Genomic DNA, 19,906 nt, shown 5'->3' with positions numbered 1-19,906 from the left:
CTGAGGCAATGAACAAAGAAGTAGTTGAGATGGCCGCCATCGAAGCAGCGCAACCAGGCAGAGTTTCCACGGTACCCGACAGCCGGGTTCTGCAGAACATCAAGGATTACTCCGCGATGATCCTTGTGCTCTTCTGGCAGAGGCAGGCGATTTATCTTGCCGCAACGGTATTGACCGGGTTCTTTTTCGATCCGTTCAGGGCGGTGCTGTTCTACGGCACGGTCCTCATTTGCGAAGCACAGGACTATTTGCTCGCCAAGCGTGTGGCGAGTGTGAAAAAGCACGAGCACAAAGCGATATCCATGATCCGCATTTGGTTGTTGCTGAACGCGAGCCTGAGTTCTGCCGCCATCTGCTTGTACGCTGTGTCAGTGGCCTTCGAGCAGCCGGCGGGCGATCACTTCACTCCGTTGTTCTTTTTGTTCGCCGCAGCCTTGTTTGCCGCGATGAACAACCATCAGATCGTCTCTGCGTTGATTGTTCGCCTGACGATGTATGGTGCCTCGTTCATCGTGATTGTCGTCAAGGATATCTGGGTCGAACGCCCCGACCTTTCGTCTGATTTGTGGTTACATTTCTTTACGGTTGTGTTTGTCATGTATTTTCTCATCGACTGTTCTCTTGTTTTCTTGAAGCTTTACCGGACCAACCTTGAGCAGATGGAAAAGCTCAAGGAAGAACATGAGCGCACCAAGGCCGCTTATGTTGCCAAGACCCAGTTCATCTCGACGGTCAGCCACGAGCTTCGAACGCCTCTGACATCGATCAAGGGTTCACTTGACCTGATCAATTCCGGGGCGCTGGGCGAAGTACCCGAAAAAATGCGCAGCCTCATCGATATGGCCACCAAGAACAGCGAGCGGCTGTCGTCCCTGATCAACGATGTTCTGGACATCCAGAAAATGGAAGCCGGAGAAATGGCCTATTGCATGGAAACGGTTGACGTATGCTCTCTTGTCCAAGAGGCGATCGCCAGCTGTTCGGGATATGCCAGCGCGCACAAGGTCCGGATCGAGGCGGATTGCCAGAGCCGCGACGAGCTTTGCATCCAGGGTGACACATCTCGCCTGATGCAGGTGTTGGCCAACATGATATCCAACGCGGCCAAGTTTTCCTTCGAGGGTGGCACGGTCACCGTCGGCTGCAAGAGGATCGGCGAGCGGGTGCGAATCTTCGTGAAGGATCAGGGCGTCGGTATCCCCGACGGCTGCAAGGACAAGGTCTTCGAGAGGTTCTCGCAAATCGATTCATCGGACGAGCGTCACGTCGGAGGCACGGGCCTCGGGATGAGCATCTCGAAAGAGATTGTCGAGCATTTCGGCGGCACCATCGACTATCACAGCGAAGTCGGAGTCGGTACGGAGTTTTTCGTGGATTTCCCGGTATTTGGAGATATCGGCGCAGAGTCTTCTGACACGCACGTCCAGGGGGGATCGAAGAAGGCGGTCCAAATGAACCTGGCGGATTTCTCGCCGGAAGCTCGTTCGAACTGATTGAGCCATACCGGCATCCGGATCCCGACGTTTGGAACTGCTCGCCGCAAGGGCAGCGGGGGTGCTTTGGGGACCGCTCCGATTGGTCGCTGCTGCGGGTGTTGCGCCGGATCGGGAACTCAAAAGCTCGACGAAGGATCCGCTCACCCCGCGCAACCGGCGGGAATTACAACTGTCCGTCGTCAGGGATTTTGGGACAGATGGCCGCCTGAACTAAGAGAGGGTCTGGCTCATCTGGTTGGTTTGATTATGCGGCGGACTTGCGGATAGCACGGTTTCGACTGACGAAGCGTTGAGAATATTCCATGCGTCAATGGCAGAATATCGGGCGAAAAAGGCAAGCCAAGCGACGCAATAGCGAATAAGACATTGTTTCGATTGCGTGAATCCGTGTCAGATATAGCGTTCTGAGATTGGGGGGCGTTGGCAGGTGGATAGCGCGCCCTTCGAATTTATGCAATAAATACAATTATTTATGCAATGTAATGGCGGACGAAGGCAGCCTAACAAGAGGTATAACAAAATGAAAATGCATGAAAAAATAGAATGATGGAAAATCATACCACAAAAAATACCACTGTTTGTTGAAATTTCGGAAATTCCACACTCAGTAACAGGGTTCATAGCGCCAAGAATGTCTGCTTGGATACGCCAACCAGCTGATGATACCCGCAGAGCGCTGACTGCTGAGAACGCGCAGAGGGGGCGCTTCATTCTTCACGTGCTTCTTAGGTAGTACCGACTACCTCCCATTTTGATATCTGTAATACAGATTTTCCCTCGCGCGGGTGCGCACAGGAGCGGAGGAATCGCGAAATCTGGGCTCAACGGCCTTATTATTGCACCTAGCAGCCGTTGGAACTGGACTGCCCGGGTGGCAACTCAGCGGACAAAGCAGAATTCCCCTACCCGAAAGCCAACGGCTGCTCTGCAAATCCAATCAGCCTTTCCAACAAACTGACCCGTTATCTCATTTCCCGCTCATGCAGCACCCGCCCAATGATGTTCATCAGCAACTGGGCGGCCAGTATCTGGGTAGATCCCGTCCGGTCGTAATCCGGTGCCACCTCGACCAGATCGATCCCGACGATGTCGCCACGCTTGGCAAGGCCCGCCATCAGTTCCAGCACTTCGTAATACTGAAAGCCGCCGTGGCTGGGTGTGCCGGTGCCCGGCGCAATCGAGGGGTCGAACGCGTCGATGTCGATGGTCACGTAATAGCGCGCGCCCTCGGGAATACGCGCCAGCATCGCCTTGGTGCCCATTTTTCGCACCTGACGTACCGACTGGATGTCCGACCCCATGGCGCGGGCATCGACATAGCCGTCCCGCGCGGTGGACGAGACGTTGCGGATACCGATCTGGCTCAGGCCGGTCACGTAGTCCTTTTCGGCGGCGCGGCGCATCGGGTTGCCGTGACCGTAACGCACACCGTGGCGTTCATCCACGAAATCCAGATGCGCATCGATCTGCACTACGTGGATCGGCTCCTGATCGTCAAAGGCATTGATGCAGGGAATATTGACCGAGTGGTCGCCCCCCAGCACCACCGGCAACGCCCCCGCCTTCAGGATCTTGCGCACGCCGTATTCGATATTGGCATGGCTCTTTTCGGTATCGGTATGCACAATGTCGGCATCCCCCATATCGACGATGGTGACCTTGGACGGATCAAGATAGGTGACATCGTCCTCGTGGTCATAGGCGCCGGCATGGCCAAAGGAAAACAGGGTCGAGGCCTCGCGGATTGCCCGCGGTCCCATCCGCGCGCCCGAGCGCCACTGGCAGCCGAAATCAAACGGAGCGCCCAGTACGGCAACATCGGCGTTTATTGCGTCCCAGTCCTCAACATAAGCGTGTTTCCCGAAGGTGCAGATGCCGACAAACGGCAGATTCAAGCGGCCGGATTCGTATCCATGATTGGACATTGCAAACTTCCCTTTTATTGATTTCAGACCGTGACCGGACCGGCATATTGCGGCATCGCGACCCGGCGCGGCGTATATTGTCCGTTTTGCGTGACCTTTTCGACATGGGCGGCGATCTCTTCCATCGGCGCGAACCAGACATCGCCCCGGCTCAGCACATTCTCCAGAAAGCTTGCGACAACCTCCCAGCGCGACAGACGGCCGGTGGCGAATGGATGCACGACCGGCACCCACAGTCCGCCATGGCGATAGGCCGCTTCGAATTCCTGAACAAACGGTTCCCACCCTGTTTTCGGCGAACGGATCGGCATCATGTAGTCGAGATCCATCGACTGAACGTATTGCGGCCAGTCGTCCAGCCCCCAATGCGACGGCAGCTCGACAAAGCTGCCGCCTTTTCCGTCCACGATATAGGGCACGTCATCACCCATCAGCGAAGCGTCATAGCGAAAGCCCCGCTCGATCAGCAGTTCCGCCGAATGATTCGAGAAATTGTAAAGCGGCGCGCGCCAGCCACGCGGATGCTGGCCAGTCATCCGGTCGATCACCTCGATTGACCGATCCATCCATTCGGCTTGTTCCTCGCGGCTCTGGTGCACCGGGTTTTCGTGTAGATACCCATGCTGGCCAATCTCGTGACCGCCTTTGAGAATGGCCTCGACCGCATCCGGATAGGTTTCCATGCACCAGGCCGGGATGAAGAAGGTCTGCCGTATGCCAAGGCGGCGATAGGTTTCGACAATGCGCGGAATGGCGACGTTGGGGCCATATTGCAGCATCGAGATCGCCGAGGCGCGTCGGTATCCGTCTTTCGGGTGGTCAAGGTGAATGAGGCTGTCGGCATCCATGTCAAAGGTGACGCAGCAGGCGCATTTGGCACCATTGGGCCAAGGCACCGGGTTCTGGATCATGGCTTGTCCGGTCATCACTTGCCTCCCCTTTCGTAACGGATGCCAATGGCGGCCGGGGGCCGGACCTTGCCGGCAAACACCACCAGCGCCAGAAATGAGGCGAGGAATGGCACCATCGAAAAGAGCTGGTAAGGCACGTCGGGGCTGTTGAATTGCAGGCGAAGCTGCATCGCGTCCGAAAGGCCGAAGAACAGACAGGCCAGCAAGGCACCGATCGGGTTCCAGCGGCCAAGGATCAGCGCCGCCAGGGCGATGAACCCCTTGCCCGCGCTCATATGTTCGGTGAAGACGAAGACTTGGCTCAGCACCAGATAACATCCGCCCAAGCCTGCCATGGCGCAACTGGCCAGCACGGCGAACAGCCGCACTTTGGGAACGCTGATACCGGCGCTGTCGGCGGCGACAGGATAGTCCCCGATGGCCCGCAGGTTCAGGCCCCAGGGCGTCTTGTAGATGACCCACCAAGACAGGGGCACCAGGAGATACATCAGATAGGTCAGCAGGTCCTGTTCGAACAGCACCGGCCCGAGAACCGGGATGGCCGACAGGCCCGGAATGGCAATCGGGCCAAAGCCCGGCAGCGTCGATGTGGCGTCGGCGCCAAGGATCAGCCGCGCTAGGTAGGATGTCAGGCCAAGCATCAGGATGTTGATGGCGATCCCGGCGACAAGCTGGTTTATGGCAAGCCCCACGGCGAGCCCGGCAAGGATCAGTCCGGCCATCATCGCCACGAAGACCCCCAGCAGCAACCCGCCAACAGGATGGCCGATCAGATAGGCACCCACCGCGGCCCCGAATGCGCCCCCAAGGATGCAGCCTTCGAGCGCGATGTTGAAGACACCGCTGCGTTCCGAGATCACCCCGCCCACAGCAGCAAAGATGATCGGGATGGACAGACGCAGGCTGGTTGACAGGAAATCGGTCAGGGCCTGCGGATCGGTCAGCAGGTCGATCATATCTCATCTCCTCCGACTTTGGGCTGGAATGTATCGCCCAGTTCGGCGTCCAGGCGTTTGCGGCGGCGCATCAGGCGGGCCGCCCATTTCTGGGCGTCGTATTTCAGGCCCAGGCTGGCGGCGACGAAGATGATCACCAGCCCCTGAATGGCCTCGATCACGGTGCTTTCCAGCCCCACGACACGCTGCATGACAAGCGCCCCAGCCTTGAGCCCCGCGAGGAAGAACGCGGCAAGCGGCGCCAGCAGCGGGTTCACCGTTGCCAGGAAGGCCACCACGATCCCGTCAAAGCCATAGCCCGGCGAGAAATGGTGATAGAGCCGGTATTTCAGGCCCAGCACCTCGAACGTGCCGGCCAGCCCGCCGATGGCTCCGGCGGCGAACATCACGCCCACCACGTAGGGTTTGACGGGAACGCCGGCATAGGTCGCGGCTGTCGCGTTCTTGCCGATCATGTCCAGCGCGAAACCGATGGTTGAATAGCGCAGCACGAAGAACAGGATCATGGCAAGCGCAACGCCGATGATCACCCCGGCATGAGCATCGGTCGATGGCATGATCCAGGGCAGCCACAGCCCTTCGCTGATTTCCTCGGAATAGGGGTATGGCGCCCCTTCCTGCATCATCGGGCCACCGGCGACATAGCTGACGATATTGATGGCGACAAAGTTCATCAGGATCGTCAGGATCACCTCGTTCATGCCGTGATAGGCTTTCAGGTAACCCGGGATCAGCCCCCAGATACCGCCGCCAAGAGCCCCGGCCAGAATGCAGATCGGTACATGGACCCACGGGTTCATCTCGGGCAGCAGCAAGGCGGCCATGGCCGAAAACAGCCCGCCCATGTAAATCTGTCCCTCGGCGCCGATGTTCAGAAGCCCCGCCCGCAAGGGCAGGATCACCGCCAGCCCGGCCAGCAGGATCGGCGAGGTCTTGACCAGCGTTCCGGCCAGCCCCCAGTAGTCAAGGAACGCGCCCTTGAAGAGTTCGCCATAGGCCGCGATCGGGGAAACGCCCGCAAGCAGGATCAGCCCCGAGCCGACGAACAGCGCCAGCAGGACGGCCCAGACCGGCCGGAAAACATAGAAATAGCGGATCACGCCTTGCATCAGACCGCCTCCTTCTCAGACAGGCCGCCCATGAGTGCGCCAATACGTTCGTCAGTCACTTCGTCCGGCGTCAGCGTGCCGGTGATCTCTCCGGCGCACATCACGGCGATCCGGTCGGCCACGGTCATGATGTGCTCAAGCTCGGTCGATATGTAGAGGATCGCCTTGCCCTCGGCGCGTTCGCGCATGACCGTGCGCTGCACCGCCTCGATGGCGCCCACGTCAAGCCCCTTGCAGGGCTGCATCACGACGAAAACGCGCGGGTCGCATTCCACCTCGCGGGCAAAGATCAGCTTTTGCTGGTTGCCGCCGGACAGGAACCGCACCTTCTGGTCAATTGACCGCATCCGCACGTCATAGCGGTCGACCCAATCCCGTGCCGTCTTGCGCACCTGCGACGTGTTGATGATCCCCCATTTCGAAAACGGCGGCACATTGAAATCCCGCATCATGGCGTTCTGGGCAATGGTGAAATCCAGCACCAGCCCGGTATGGTGGCGGTCTTCGGGCACGTAGGACAACCGGTTCCGGTGCCGCCGCGCATGGGCCGAGCTGGTGGTGACATCCACGCCGTCGATCGTGACGGTACCGGCCTCCGGCGCCATCAGGCCGGCGACGACATTGGCCAGTTCCGCCTGCCCGTTGCCGTCCACGCCCGCAATGCCCAGAACTTCGCCTGCGCGGATCTCGATGGACACGCCCTTGAGCGCCTCGATCCCGCGCTGATCCCGGGCGCGCAGCCCGTCGGCGCGAAAGATCACCTCGCCGGGCTTGCTGTCGCCCCGGTCCATCTTGTCATGCACCACCTCGCGCCCGACCATCAGCCGGGCCATGTCCTTGGCGTTCGACTCGGCCACCCTGACCTCGGCGCTGACGCGCCCGTGCTGAAGGATCGTGACGTTGTCGGCCACGGCTTCGACCTCGTCCAGCTTGTGGGTGATGAAGATCACGGTCTTGCCCAGGGCGCGCAGCCGCCGTAGCCCGTCAAGGAAACTGGCGATTTCGTTGGGGGCCAGAACGCTTGTCGGTTCGTCGAGGATGATGATGTCAGCGTCGCGGAACAACACCTTCAGGATTTCCACCCGTTGCCGCATGCCGATGGGCAGCTTCCAGACTTCCTGATGCGGGTCGATGTCGAAATCATATTCGGCGGACAGCTGCGCCAGCCGGTCGGCGATCCGGTCAAGGTCCAGCGTCATGCCCTGACCGGGCAGGCCAAGCGCGACATTCTCGGCAACGGTCAGGCTGTCGACCAGCATGAAGTGCTGATGGATCATCCCGATCCCCATATCCATCGCGTGCCTTGGTGACGGAATGGTGGTGGCTGTCCCGCGGAGGGAAATCTGCCCCTCTTCCGGCTGATATAGCCCGAAGAGGATGTTCATCAGCGTCGTCTTGCCGGCGCCGTTTTCGCCCAGGATGGCGTGGACAGTGCCATTTTCGATCTGCATGTCGACCTGATCAAGCGCGCGGAAGGTTCCGAACAATTTGGAAATCCCACGCAAGGAGAGAGCGGTGCCGCCCATCTGTTTGCTCCGGTTGCTGTGTTGGACATGATACATTCAGGCGCACGCAAGCGCGCGCCTGATGTTCGGCGACCCTAGTGGGTTTCCACCTCGCCGGCGATGATCTTGTCGATCAGCGCGGTAACCTCGTCTTGGGTGGCTTCCGTCACGCGGTCGGAGTAACTGCCGACTCGGGCTGCAACGGGGGTTTCAAGCCCGAAGATATAGGAGGTGCCCTCCAATTCACCGGCCTGCGCCTTGGCGATGACCTCTCCGAGCGCGCTGCGCATGTCGAAGATCGCCGACTGGATCACGGTGTCGGGCCAGTCGGCAATGGCGTCATAGTAGATGCCGATGGCCATTGCGCCCTTTTCCTTGACGCCCTGCAGGCTGCCGACCACGGCGTTGTCCATAGACGGGAAAATGACATCCGCGCCCTGACTGATCAGGTTCAGCGCTGCTTCTTTGCCCTTGGCGACATCGTCCCAGTCATTGGTCCAGGCGGTGAACACCTCGCCATCCGGGCGGGCATCCATAAAGCCCTTTTCAAAGCCCTCGCCAAGCTGAACATAGAACAACAGCTTTTGCGCGCCGACATAGCCGGCCTTACCGGTTTCCGATGTCTTGCCCGAGACATATCCCATCACATAGCCCAGGGCGGGGAAATCGAAGCTCATCGTTGCCACGTTGTCGCCGGGCTCGGTTCCGTTGACGATTAGGAATTTCGTGTCGGGGAACCGCCTTGCGATACGGTCGACCGATTCCTGGAATTCGCCCCCGTGTCCGATCACCAGATCATAACCGCGACGGGCATAATCCGACAGCGCCTCGGGCTGATCCGGCTGGGCCGTCTTCTCGGAATAGGCAAAATCGATCCCCAGCTTTTCAGCAGCGCGCTGAACACCCTCGTAGCCCGCCTGGTTGAAAGACCCGTCGGTGATGACACCGGGCAGTACGATGGCCACTTTGAAGTCTTCGGCAAAAGTCGCGGTTACAGATGCGGCGGTCAAGGCGGCACCGACCGCCAACGCCTTGCAGGTTAATAGAATACGACGCATGGGTCTTCTGACCTCCCTTGGTTATATGTAGCATAAATTTAGAGTGACTATAAGTTTTATGTCAATCTTATTATTGAGATGGCTCTGAATTACATGTAATGATCATGTTTACATCACGAAAGGATCATTATGAATCAGAGCCTTAGGCAAAGACAGAAAGCATCGAGGCGGGCGCGGATTCTTGACGTTGCGCGGGAAAAATTCCAGAAAATCGGCTATACAGAGGTGAAGATCGAGGACATCGCCGCCGATTCAGATGTCTCGCCAGCCACGGTCTACAACTACTTCGGAACCAAGGCCGGCATCCTCTTGGCCTTGGTTGGGGAAAGCGACACGATCCTGATCCAGCAGTTGGATGACCTGACGGATGGCTGGCAGGGCGATCTGGTTCCGGCGGTGCTGGAATTTGGCCGCATCCTGCGCAAACACGCCATGACGTATCTGCGCAAGCCTACCTGGAGAGAGGTGGTCTCGGCGTCGATCCATGACGGCAGCGGAGATTTCGGGCGGACATACACCGCATTGGACGAGGTTCTGATCGGCAAGATGGCAGGGTTGATCCGGTCCCTTCAACAGCAGGGAACCGTGTCGAAAGAGGTCAATCCGGATGCATTGGCGGACTGCCTTTTTTCGCTTCAGAACATCCGCTTCTTCCAGTTCATAGCCGATGACAGCGTCAGCCTGGACGATGCAGACGAGAAATTCCGCCAGGACCTTGAACAATTGTCGAAACTTTTTTGCAATCATTGAGCTTCATCGGTTTTCGTCTGGTCTTGGGATGCCCCCGTTGAAATGTTCGATCTTGTGCGGTGCCAATATGGGCAATGACAGCTTGCTTGCATCCTTTCCCATTCGTTCATAGTGCAGCATTCGTTTCTATTGGGCTCAAAACAGCCATTTCACTGACGGTTTTGGATGACCGCTTTCATAGGGCAACCGGACACTGGCGGTAACACCTGAACCCTATTTGATCAATTTCTCCAAATTTCGTTGGGTTCGGATCAAATCAACGACTGCTTTTCTCATCTCTTTCGCCTCTTGAGATCGATGACCGTGCTTCCATGATGGATGTGATGGGCCCGCAATGTGTCCACCACGCGCGCCATGAACACGGCAAACACACCAGCCTCGAACCGCGGGCGCTCTGCACCGTTTGCCGGAGGATTTTGCCGTCGCAGTGCATCTTGGCGCCTCTCGAAGCCTCTTGGTAGGGTCCATGAGGTTGACGTCACTTTTTGTCATTGCCCTGCCCCCTATGGTGGACATTGCCGACAATTGCCTGCCCTCCTTCCTTCACCTCTACGCGTTCAACCCGGACAGTTTGATCCGCCTTTGAGCGGTACCTTTTCAATGTCTCAACCTGGCTTGTGAATGTACGCGCCAGCTTGTTGAGCGCACGCTCCGCTGCATCTTGTTGCGGGATGGTTTCGACATGATTTAGCCTGCGCGCCATCATCATGGTTGCTTGGTGGATGGCCCCCATCTGGATCGCCAGCATTGCCTCTATTTCGTCCTGCGGCTGTACACCTCCAACCACGGACAGTACAAAGTTCGAGGAGGTTTCAGAAACAGCGCTGCCTTGTTTGCCAAGAGCCGCCACCTGCTCCACTACGCCTTCGAAGAACCTTGAGTCCGCGGTCCCAAGCTCATGCATTGCCAAAGCGGTCGCCGCCAACGGCTCCTTGCCCTTGTGTCCCACAGTGAGGCTTCGCTTGCCCTCATCGAAATCGAGCCTCAAGTCCGGTGCTCTTACATGCGACCGCCTCTTTTCCCGAACAGCCAAAACTGCAGCTGCCTCTGCTTCAGTGAGCTCAGGTTCAGAAGGTTTCAATGTTTTGCCGGTGTCCTTCGTGGTCTTGCTCATGCCTGCCTCCGGCCCACAGTCGTGACTATTGTTGAGGGACTTGGTGAAGGACATGTCAGCCATGCTCGATCCGCCCTTTCCGAATGATCACCCGTTCAACCGAATGGCTCATAGGCGACCAGTAGTACCGGCGCTCGTTCTGTCTTGTCGGCGCGGGGTTTCCTGTGGCATCATCTGGACTTGCGACGGTGGCAGCTGATGTCACGGGAAAAGCCCCGACTCCGCGCGTGGAGTTGGGGTTTTTCATTATGCAGCCTCGTTGTTGGGATCGGTGCGCTGAGCCGCCAGCCAGGCGTTCAAATCAGCACCGTGATAGGCGATCCGCCGACCGATGCGGATAAAGGCCGGACCACACATGCGGTGGCGCCATTGAGCCAGCTTTTCCCGATTTCCCAGCAACTGCATTTCTGGGTCTTCTGGAAAATAGACTCGGTCGTCGTTGAAGACGTTTGCCATCGTTGAAATCCTTCTGGACTGTTTCGATGGCTCCCAATTATGGGCAGCTTTGCCGAAGTGTCACCAGACTTTTTCCAGCGCTTAAGCGTCTTCCCGAAGTGAGAAAACGCTTAAGCGTTTTTCCTGAACACCGCTTCGTACCTTGATTTGAAAGGCTCTTCAGATCTCAGAGTAGTGAGGTAGTTTTCCACCGTTTTATTGGACTGAGGCATTTGAGGGTTTTGTTTGCGCGCACGTTCAAAAGCCTCGGCCACAATGCGATCTTCGCTTATGAGACCAGCGGCACTTCCCAGTTTCTCGATCTCTTGCAACAGCACTTCCAGGTTGGCCAACCTGCGTTCCCGGGACGCACGCGCACCTGCGTCACCTGCCCTTTTTCGAATATTGGCCGACTGCATTCCTGCTATTGCTGCATCCTCGTAGCTGAACTTCCAGCGGTAATGTTCAACCATCCGACCCAATGCCATGAGTTCGCCGTACATATAGTGTCGCAATTGCCCAGCTAAGGCTTTGCTCAGTTCGCTATCCCTTGAACCATCATGAACGTAACTTTTAAACCCCGCTAACTCGTCCAGTATTTTGAACTCAAGCCAACGCTTACTGAATACTGAATCGAGCTTCTTGAGCTCGAATGCCAACGCTTCTCTTAGTTTGTCTAGCGGACTCCTCGAACGCTGTGGAACTTCTTCGTAGTCGCTGAAGTCAAGAGGGTAGCTTCTATCAAAAACTGCGAGCGCGGCATCTATCTGCTCTTGGGAGTATTTGGTTTTGTTTATTTTGCTAACTCGAAGGATATGCCGAGCCTCTTCCAACTCATCTAACGATGCAATGAGAAAGTCAAAATACTCTCTCGTGTGGTCAATTTCATAGTTTTTTCGACATTGCTCCACGAAAAAATCCCAGAGGTCATTTATGGAAAACTGAAAGAAATTCATCTCCCACCATTTGGGCGCTGAACTAACCTGTCTTTCTTCCAAAATCTCGTTCAAAATTTGGATGCGAACTTGATCTGGCAGCTCGTCGAAACCAATCCGGTCGAGCTCGGCATTCGCATCGGAAGGTAAATTCATTCGAGTTTCGAATAACCAGTCCTTCGATTTCCTGCCAATTGGAACTGGTTTCTTTTTGCCCTCGCCATGAACGAATGGGTTTAGTTCATAGGAAAGAACTCTGTTTAACCGTTCAATTTCTTCTTCCGAAAACCGTTCCAATAAACTCGTTTCCTCCGATCATGTCGTTAGCAAATGAACCTGCACCAGCGCTCAATCAATTCACGCCGCCTTTCCAACAAATCCGACCGTGCATAGGCCCGCTCCACATCCGAACCAACCTGATGGGCCAAGGCCGCCTCTGCCAGCTCGCGCGGTGCGTTTGCAGCCTCCGCCACCCAATCCCGAAACGAACTGCGGAAGCCATGCACAGTGACGCCATCCTGCCGCATCCGGCGCAGCAACATTAGCATGGACATGTTTGACAGGGGCTGATGCCGCTTTTGCCCCTCGAACACATAGTCAGAGGCCAACGCACGCAGCGGCTCCAGAATCCCCAGCATTTCGTCGGTGAGAGGCACTCGATGGACCTTCCCGCTTTTCATGCGTTCCGCAGGAATGGTCCACAGCCGCGCATCAACATCGACCTCGGGCCATTTCATCTCCAGCACTTCAGAGGTCCGGCAGGCGGTCAGAATGGTGAACTGCAGCGCCTTGGCGGCCATGGCTGAGCGGGCCTGCAACTCGGCATAGAACGCGGGCACCTCTTGCCACGGCATTGCATCATGGTGCTGGACCTTGGCCTTGACGGTGGGCAGCACCTTGCCTTCGCGGATCGCGGTCACCGGGTTCTCGCCTGAGCGAAAGCCCTTGGACTTTGCCACGTCGAGCACCGTCTTGATACGTTGCGACAGTCGCTTTGCGGTTTCGTGTTTCTCGGTCCAGATGGGGGACAGGCACATCAGCACTTCGGGCTGACCAATGCTGTCCACGGGCATGCGGCCGATCTTGGAGAACGCATAGTCGCGCAAGGTGTTGAGCCATTGCTGACCATGCTTGGCATTCTTCCATGTCGGCAGGCGATCGATGTGAACCTGACGGCTGAGTTCTTCGAAGGTTGGGACTTCTCGCTGCGCATTGAAACGCGGGTTCAACCCGGCTTTCGCCATGCGGCGGTATTCGAGCGCTCTTTCACGTGCCTGGTTCAGGGTGACCACATCTGCTCCACCCAAACCGAAATCCGTACGTAGCGGAGCGCCTTTGCGATTCTTCTGTCCCTTGACCGTGACCCGTACGATCCAGCGCCGCGCGCCAGAGGGATCGACAACAAGATACAGGCCAGAACCGTCGCCATGCCGACCCGGACCCAGATTTTCCACCAGCTTCTTGGTTAACTTCCCGCTCAGGGCAGACACATGAATACCACAAAACATACCACTCAATGAACAATGATATATGCAATCCAGTAAAACTCAATATGAGATTACGAAACGATAAGTGGTTATTATCTGCGGAGATACGGCATGTTGCACATGCCACAAGAACTGAGTGAAATGGGTGGGTGGCGGTGCTGGGAGACCAATGCGAACCAGTCTCTACTAAAAGGGCGGCACACGAGAACACCAGGCGAACACCAGGCGAACTCCGGGCGACTTTCTAACTTTCTGAATTTTCTCGGTTTTAATCGAGCGAAGCGACTTCGAACTGAACGTCACTCTACTCAGGAGTGCCGCGCACCTGGCGCGAAACACCGCCTACTCGTTTTCACCAGCCCCTGCCTCGGAAGTTCCGAGAAGGCCGTCCAAGACATTGAGCACCTGAAGAACGCTCTCGCGGGTTTCGTGAAGTCCCGCCCCGATCTTCAACTCACCTCGCCCGGCCAGCGAAAGCACGGCTGCCAACACCTCGTTCGAATTCCGCATGAGCTCGACCAGGTGCTCTCCAGCCGGACCGTGGGAGCCGGCAAGCCAGTTCTTGGCTGTTCGCTCCGAGACACCCGTCCAGCGCATCACGATCTTGATCGCCCGATGAGATCCGCCGAGCTCCCGCTTCAACGCGGCCGAAATGGCCATTTGGTATTTTAGTCGATCGACCTTCCCTTCGTCGTCATCTGGAAAAGTCTTGCCCATCTTAGGAAACATTTTTCCGAACCTCCGCGTCTATGCTTCGGCCCCATGGAATCACGGGCATTTCCCGTGACTTGCCGAAGGCGAAAAATGAAAGGCTCGGTTCTTGAGCTGGAGGGACGGACATGACGGAGGCGCAATGGCGCCAAGGGGAGCGCCGCCTCGGCGCGCTGCTCAATACGTTCGCATGTCGACCGAGCACCAACGCTACTCGACCGAGAACCAGTCTGATGCGATCGCGCATTATGCAGAGCAGCGCGGGATCGAGATCGTCCGAACGTATTCGGATGAGGGTAAGAGCGGATTAAGGATCCAAGGGCGCGATGGGCTCAAGCAGCTCATCGATGACATTCAATCAGGTCGCGCAGATTACGGGGCCGTGCTGGTGTACGACATCAGCCGGTGGGGGCGGTTTCAGGATGCGGATGAGAGCGCCTATTACGAGTACATCTGCAAACGCGCCGGCATCTCCGTCATCTATTGCGCCGAGCAATTCGAGAACGACGGCAGCCCGGTCTCTACGATCGTCAAAGGCGTCAAGCGCGCCATGGCAGGCGAGTACAGCCGGGAACTCTCGCAAAAGGTCTTCACCGGTCAAAGCCGTTTGATCGAACTGGGCTATCGCCAAGGCGGCCCACCCGGCTTCGGCCTGCGGCGCATGCTCATAGACGAGCATGGGGTAACGAAGGGCATCCTGGAACGCGGTCAGCACAAGAGCATCCAGACGGATCGCGTCACCCTCGTCCCGGGGCCCGCGGAAGAGATCGCTGTCGTCCAAGAGATTTTCCAAGCCTTCGTTGAAGACCTGAAATCCGAGACCGAAATTGCCGAGGCTCTCAATGCCCGCGGGATTCTTACGGACCTCGACCGCGCCTGGACCCGCGGGACCGTGCACCAAATCCTGATCAACGAGAAGTATATCGGGAACAACGTCTGGAACCGCAGCTCGTTCAAACTGAAGAAGCGGCGTGTGCAAAACGATCCTGAGATCTGGGTCCGCGCCCAGGGTGCCTTCGAGGGGATCGTCGATCCGGATCTGTTTGCAGCGGCCAACGCCATCATCAGTGCCCGATCGAGCAAGCTCACCGACGACGAAATGCTCGAGGGCTTGAAGGAGGTATTCGAGGCCCAGGGCTTTCTGTCCGGTCTCGTCATAGACGAAGCCGACGCGCTGCCATCCAGCAGCGCGTATCGGTCACGGTTTGGGAGCCTGCTGCGCGCCTATCGGCTGGTCGGGTTCAAGCCAGATCGGGACTACAGATATATCGAGGTCAATCGACGCTTACGCGAGCTTCATCCGGATATTGTCGCCGAGACGATTGCCGGCATCGAAGCTTCGGGCGGCAGCGTCGAACGACACGCCAAGACAGACCTGCTCACCATAAACGGCGAATTCACCGCGTCTCTCGTCATCGTCCGTTGCAGCGAAACCAGTGCGGGCTCTTTGCGGTGGAATATCCGCTTCGACATGAGCCTCAAACCTGACATCACGATTGCGGTGCGCATGGATCGGCCAAACCAACGGCCGCTCGACTACTACCTCCTCCCAAGCCTCGACATGACTCTCCCCCGCATCCGCCTGGCCGAGCATAACGGCTTGTCGCTCGATGCCTATCGCTTCGAGACCCTGGACCCCTTGTTCGATATGGCGATCCACGTTCCTGTTCCGGAGGTGGCCTGATGGCAGACCCGCAATCCCAAACCGCTGAATTGATCCCGATGGATCGCATCACAGTAGTGAACGCGCGCGTGAGGAACCGAAAAGCTTTCCGAGAGATCGTCGACAACATTGCCGAGCTCGGACTTAAACGGCCGATCACTGTCGCAGCCCGCCAGAGCGAGGATGGCTTGCGATACGATCTGGTCTGTGGACAGGGGCGGCTGGAGGCTTTCCAAGAGCTTGGCCAATCAGAAATCCCGGCGATCGTCATCGACGCCAGCAGCGAAGACTGGACCTGTCACGGAATTGTTCCGCTCCTTTGACTTGGTATTTTGCCACAAAGGAGAGACATCATGGCACAGAAACCAACCCCGGAATTCCGCGCCGAGGCAGTGCGCGTAGCGTTGACGAGCGGCTTGCCTCGTAAGCAAGTGGCAGCCGATTTCGGTATCGGCTTCTCGACGTTGAGCCGTTGGATTCAGCAGGATCGGCGCAATCCTGAGAAGCCAGCCGCCCAATCCGATCTCGAGCGCGAGGTCGCCGAGCTGCGGAAAGAGAACCGTATGCTCCGGGAGGAGAGGGACGTGCTAAAAAAGGCCACCCAGTTCTTTGCGGAGCGAAGCAAATGAGGTTCGCTTTCATCGCAAAGAACGCCGAAATGTTGCCCGTCGAACGGCTTTGCCAGATCATGGATGTCAGCCCGCGGGGGTATCGGGCCTTCCGAAGCCGTCCCCTCAGCCAGAGCCAACGCAAGGACATGGTTGTGCTGGCTCATATCCGTGAACAGTTCGCCCTGTCTCTCGGCAGCTATGGCCGGCCACGCATGACCGAGGAATTGAAAGAGTTGGGCCTGCCAGTCGGCCACCGCCGCATCGGACGCTTGATGCGTGACAACGGCATTGCGGTTAGAAGGAACAGGAAGTTCAAGGCGACCACGGACAGCAACCACAGCTTCAACATCGCACCGAACTTGCTGAACCGGGACTTCTCGGCAGCCCGTCCGAACCGGAAATGGGCGGGTGACATCAGCTATGTCTGGACCCAAGAGGGCTGGCTGTATCTGGCGGTCATCCTCGATCTGCATTCCCGGCGGGTGATCGGCTGGGCCGTCAGCAATCGCATGAAGCGGGACCTGGCGATCCGGGCGTTGAACATGGCTATTGCGTTGCGGCGACCATCGAAAGGCTGCATCCATCACACGGACCGCGGTAGCCAATACTGTTCCCACGACTACCAGAAGGTCCTGCGCCAGCACGGCTTCGAGGTATCAATGAGCGGGACCGGGAATTGTTACGACAACGCTGCCGTAGAAACCTTCTTCAAGACCATCAAGGCGGAACTGCTGTGGCAGCGATCCTGGCGGACACGTCGCGATGCTGAGATGGCCATCTTCGAATACATCAACGGCTTCTACAATCCGCGTCGAAGGCACTCAGCATTGGGCTGGAAAAGCCCCTTGGCCTTCGAACGAAAGGTCGCTTAAGTGAGCAACCGGAGCGGCACGAAAGCGTGACAGGTCCAGACTGTCTGGTGATGAGCCTCGTAGAAAACCTAGCGCGCCGGCAGCATCGGGCGCTCGACCTTCTGCGTGACATCAAAGGTTTGAAGGAGCGCGGTTACTCTGGCCCAGAAATCGCCCGCAAAACCCAGCTCTCACTAAAATATGTCCGCGGCGTCCTTCGGCTGCTCGAGAGCGGCGAGCACAGACTTCTCAGAGCCGTTGAAAGCGGAAAGCTCCCGGTCAGCGTCGCCGTCGATATCGCGGAGGCAAAAGACACGGACGTGCAGGACGTTCTACGCGAGGCCTACGAGAACAACCAGCTGCGCGGTGGCCGACTGATGGCTGCGAAACGCCTGGTCGAGGCCCGTCAGCAATACGGGAAAGGACAACCGAGCGCGGACCGAAAGAAGAGACGAACGCTGTCGGTCGAAAGCTTGATCCGCACCTATCAGAACGATGTCGAAAAGAAACAGGTTCTTCTGCGCAAGGCAACGGCGACACGCAACGAGCTGATGTTCATCACGGAGGCCCTTCGCAAACTCCTGAATGACGAAAACTTCGTCACGCTTCTCAGAGCCGAAGGATTGGCGACGATTCCGAAGAACCTCTCTGACCGCCTGTCCGCTCGAACAGGAGACATCTGATGACGCGATCCGGACGCTCCAAGCCGATCAACATGGCGTTTGAGAAAGAGCTGATTCACCTGCCGCTCGAGCAGATTTGCCCGCTCTACGCCGTTCGGAAAGAAACCAAGGAAACGGTGAAATACCGCCAGGTCGTCGCCTCCATCAAAGAGGTCGGGCTCGTTGAGCCCCTCGTCGTCGTCCGCGACCAAGCCGATCCCGAGAAATACATGCTGCTCGACGGGCACGTGCGCCTCGCGATCCTGGTCGATCTCGGTGAGCAGGACGCGCCGTGTCAGGTTTCGACGGACGATGAGGCCTTTACCTACAACAAGCGCATCAGCCGCCTTGCCACCATTCAGGAACACAAGATGATCCTGAAAGCGCTCGAGCGCGGTGTACCCGAAGAACGGCTGGCCCGGGCGCTCAACGTGAACGTCAAATCCTTGCAGGACAAAAAGCGACTTCTGGACGGCATCTGCCCAGAGGCAGCTGAGCTTCTCAAGGATAAGCAGGTCGCGCTGACAGGTTTCCAGATCCTGAAGAAGATGAAGCCAATGCGCCAGATCGAAGCCGCGGAGCTGATGGTGACGATGAACAAATACACCGTCAATTACGCCCGCTCGCTTCTGGCGGCGACACCGGCAAGCCAGCTGAAAGATCCGGAGAAGCCTAAAGCTGTGAAAGGGATCTCCCGACAGCAACTCGAGCTGATGGAGCGCGAGTCCGCAAACTTGGAGCGAGAGTTGCGCCTGGTCGAGGACACCTATGGCAGTGATCACCTCGATCTGGTTCTCGCGCGTGGCTATGTCTCAAAGCTCATCACCAATGCACGCGTTACGCGGTACCTCGAGATGTATCATCCCGAGTTTCTGCCTGAGTTCGAAAAGATCACGGAGACGGAGGCCTTGGCCTCCTGATCCAAGCAGTTCGGTCAATTTCGGCTGGGCTGCATTCGGGGACCCGGACCCATAGAAGCGCGGGGACCGCAGGAGACGCCGCACAGTGGGGCGGATCAAGCGCGGCGGTGGGGATGGCGGCGAACCCGCGCGGGGCCCACCAAGCCGAGATTATCCACTCGGCCAGATTTGCGAGAATTACCTCGCATGGGAGCCGGAGCGACTCACCCCACGGAAAGACGCTCCGGCTCGACAATAACCAAAGCCGTACCTTTGCCCTATTGTGGTCGCATGACCAGTTTATGCTCCTTTCGAAGCAGAGGAATCGATTGTTTCCAGTTACTTTTTCGGCTCAGATATAACCTCAAAGTGGGCGAAGAATTCTTGGAACGCCGGCATGTGCCAGGTGACACACGGCAATAATAATGAGAGTGGGAAACGTGTACGAAGGCCTCGCCAAAGGATACGCAACGGAATACGTGCAGAAGAAGGCTGATCACAGCTGCATTCAGGAATGGATAGAAAGCCCACAACGAACTCAGGCGTTCAACAAGTTTGTTCTGGCATCACAGATGGAAAATGAGGGGCGAGTACTGGAGCAAATGGCTCCGCTAATTCATCCTCCCTTCAGCAAGCCATTCATTCCGTATCCGTGGAGCAAGAATTTCAAGTCCGTATCTGCCCAGTTAGTAAGTGCCGCACCGGAAACTGATGTCTTTGAAGTCTCAGATGTTGATTTCTGCTGAGAAGTGACCCGGTATTTTCACCGAGAACTGACCCACCTTTGTTTATGTCTCATCGGTTATGTTGTGGTCAATGCGGGTGCCT

18 protein-coding genes and 1 pseudogene are annotated in these 19,906 nt (G+C 57.3%); 8 read left to right on the top strand and 11 right to left on the bottom strand.

The genetic code is table 11. The features are described from left to right. The first annotated feature begins 8 nt into the window (after positions 1-8). Positions 9-1,493, top strand: coding sequence for a sensor histidine kinase (locus AVO45_RS04410; RefSeq protein WP_240482070.1), 1,485 nt, complete (start codon positions 9-11; stop codon positions 1,491-1,493). A gap of 965 nt (positions 1,494-2,458) precedes the next feature. Here the strand turns inward: AVO45_RS04410 and speB are convergent. From speB to AVO45_RS04380, 6 genes are all read right to left on the bottom strand, one after another. After that, positions 2,459-3,421, bottom strand: coding sequence for an agmatinase (speB, locus tag AVO45_RS04405; RefSeq protein ID WP_068344732.1), 963 nt, complete (start codon positions 3,419-3,421; stop codon positions 2,459-2,461). A gap of 23 nt (positions 3,422-3,444) precedes the next feature. Continuing rightward, positions 3,445-4,347, bottom strand: coding sequence for a polysaccharide deacetylase family protein (locus AVO45_RS04400; protein ID WP_240482069.1), 903 nt, complete (start codon positions 4,345-4,347; stop codon positions 3,445-3,447). Then, positions 4,347-5,288 carry an ABC transporter permease gene (locus AVO45_RS04395; protein WP_068344731.1) on the bottom strand — a complete coding sequence of 314 codons (942 nt, stop codon included), beginning with the start codon at positions 5,286-5,288 and terminating at the stop codon, positions 4,347-4,349. The genes AVO45_RS04400 and AVO45_RS04395 overlap by 1 nt, the downstream gene beginning before the upstream one ends. Next, positions 5,285-6,397: an ABC transporter permease gene (locus AVO45_RS04390; RefSeq protein ID WP_068344730.1), complete on the bottom strand. Its 1,113-nt coding sequence runs from the start codon at positions 6,395-6,397 to the stop codon at positions 5,285-5,287. Before AVO45_RS04390 ends, AVO45_RS04395 begins: the two co-directional genes overlap by 4 nt. Next, positions 6,397-7,923: an ABC transporter ATP-binding protein gene (locus tag AVO45_RS04385; protein ID WP_068344838.1), complete on the bottom strand. Its 1,527-nt coding sequence runs from the start codon at positions 7,921-7,923 to the stop codon at positions 6,397-6,399. Before AVO45_RS04385 ends, AVO45_RS04390 begins: the two co-directional genes overlap by 1 nt. A gap of 74 nt (positions 7,924-7,997) precedes the next feature. Continuing rightward, on the bottom strand, positions 7,998-8,867 hold the full coding sequence (locus tag AVO45_RS04380; protein WP_205627850.1) for a BMP family protein: 870 nt from the start codon (positions 8,865-8,867) through the stop codon (positions 7,998-8,000). A 222-nt stretch (positions 8,868-9,089) separates the two neighbouring features. Here AVO45_RS04380 and AVO45_RS04375 point away from each other — a divergent pair, with 222 nt between their 5' ends. Next, positions 9,090-9,710, top strand: coding sequence for a TetR/AcrR family transcriptional regulator (locus AVO45_RS04375; RefSeq protein ID WP_082688658.1), 621 nt, complete (start codon positions 9,090-9,092; stop codon positions 9,708-9,710). A 478-nt stretch (positions 9,711-10,188) separates the two neighbouring features. Here the strand turns inward: AVO45_RS04375 and AVO45_RS04370 are convergent, their stop codons facing one another. From AVO45_RS04370 to AVO45_RS04350, 5 genes are all read right to left on the bottom strand, one after another. Then, the gene (locus AVO45_RS04370; protein WP_157770096.1) at positions 10,189-10,824 is read right to left on the bottom strand and encodes a hypothetical protein; all 636 of its coding nucleotides are present in this window, start codon (positions 10,822-10,824) and stop codon (positions 10,189-10,191) included. A gap of 246 nt (positions 10,825-11,070) precedes the next feature. After that, positions 11,071-11,280 carry a MerR family transcriptional regulator gene (locus AVO45_RS04365; protein ID WP_068344727.1) on the bottom strand — a complete coding sequence of 70 codons (210 nt, stop codon included), beginning with the start codon at positions 11,278-11,280 and terminating at the stop codon, positions 11,071-11,073. 110 nt (positions 11,281-11,390) lie between these two features. Continuing rightward, positions 11,391-12,491 (bottom strand): hypothetical protein, encoded by a 1,101-nt coding sequence (locus tag AVO45_RS04360; RefSeq protein ID WP_157770095.1) that lies wholly within the window; start codon positions 12,489-12,491, stop codon positions 11,391-11,393. A 26-nt stretch (positions 12,492-12,517) separates the two neighbouring features. Then, positions 12,518-13,684 (bottom strand): tyrosine-type recombinase/integrase, encoded by a 1,167-nt coding sequence (locus AVO45_RS04355; RefSeq protein ID WP_240482068.1) that lies wholly within the window; start codon positions 13,682-13,684, stop codon positions 12,518-12,520. A gap of 339 nt (positions 13,685-14,023) precedes the next feature. Further along, positions 14,024-14,410, bottom strand: a complete 387-nt coding sequence (locus AVO45_RS04350; RefSeq protein ID WP_068344724.1) for a hypothetical protein — start codon at positions 14,408-14,410, stop codon at positions 14,024-14,026. A 124-nt stretch (positions 14,411-14,534) separates the two neighbouring features. Between AVO45_RS04350 and AVO45_RS04345 the strand changes: the two genes are divergently transcribed. The 6 genes and pseudogenes from AVO45_RS04345 to AVO45_RS19640 all read left to right on the top strand — a co-directional run bounded on the left by AVO45_RS04345 (position 14,535) and on the right by AVO45_RS19640 (position 19,824). After that, positions 14,535-16,076 carry a recombinase family protein gene (locus tag AVO45_RS04345; protein WP_276202392.1) on the top strand — a complete coding sequence of 514 codons (1,542 nt, stop codon included), beginning with the start codon at positions 14,535-14,537 and terminating at the stop codon, positions 16,074-16,076. Further along, positions 16,076-16,345 (top strand): annotated as a pseudogene (locus tag AVO45_RS04340) (ParB N-terminal domain-containing protein); the annotation flags it as partial. The gene AVO45_RS04345 and the pseudogene AVO45_RS04340, both read left to right, overlap by 1 nt. A gap of 63 nt (positions 16,346-16,408) precedes the next feature. Further along, positions 16,409-17,538 (top strand): IS3 family transposase gene (locus AVO45_RS04330; RefSeq protein WP_099045711.1). Its coding sequence is split into 2 segments (ribosomal slippage): positions 16,409-16,652 and positions 16,652-17,538, totalling 1,131 coding nucleotides; the frame shifts between segments, so codons are not numbered across the junction. A gap of 50 nt (positions 17,539-17,588) precedes the next feature. Further along, positions 17,589-18,200 (top strand): plasmid partitioning protein RepB C-terminal domain-containing protein, encoded by a 612-nt coding sequence (locus AVO45_RS04325; protein WP_240482067.1) that lies wholly within the window; start codon positions 17,589-17,591, stop codon positions 18,198-18,200. Beyond that, positions 18,200-19,099, top strand: coding sequence for a plasmid partitioning protein RepB C-terminal domain-containing protein (locus AVO45_RS04320; RefSeq protein WP_068344719.1), 900 nt, complete (start codon positions 18,200-18,202; stop codon positions 19,097-19,099). The genes AVO45_RS04325 and AVO45_RS04320 overlap by 1 nt, the downstream gene beginning before the upstream one ends. 419 nt (positions 19,100-19,518) lie before the next feature. Further along, the gene (locus AVO45_RS19640) at positions 19,519-19,824 is read left to right on the top strand and encodes a hypothetical protein (RefSeq protein WP_157770094.1); all 306 of its coding nucleotides are present in this window, start codon (positions 19,519-19,521) and stop codon (positions 19,822-19,824) included. Positions 19,825-19,906 lie beyond the last annotated feature (82 nt).

The sequence above is a fragment of the Ruegeria marisrubri genome, from assembly GCF_001507595.1.
Classification (GTDB): Bacteria; Pseudomonadota; Alphaproteobacteria; order Rhodobacterales; family Rhodobacteraceae; genus Ruegeria; species Ruegeria marisrubri.
The sequence above is the reverse complement of the archived record's forward strand: the minus strand, read 5'-3'. Positions and strand labels throughout refer to the sequence as shown.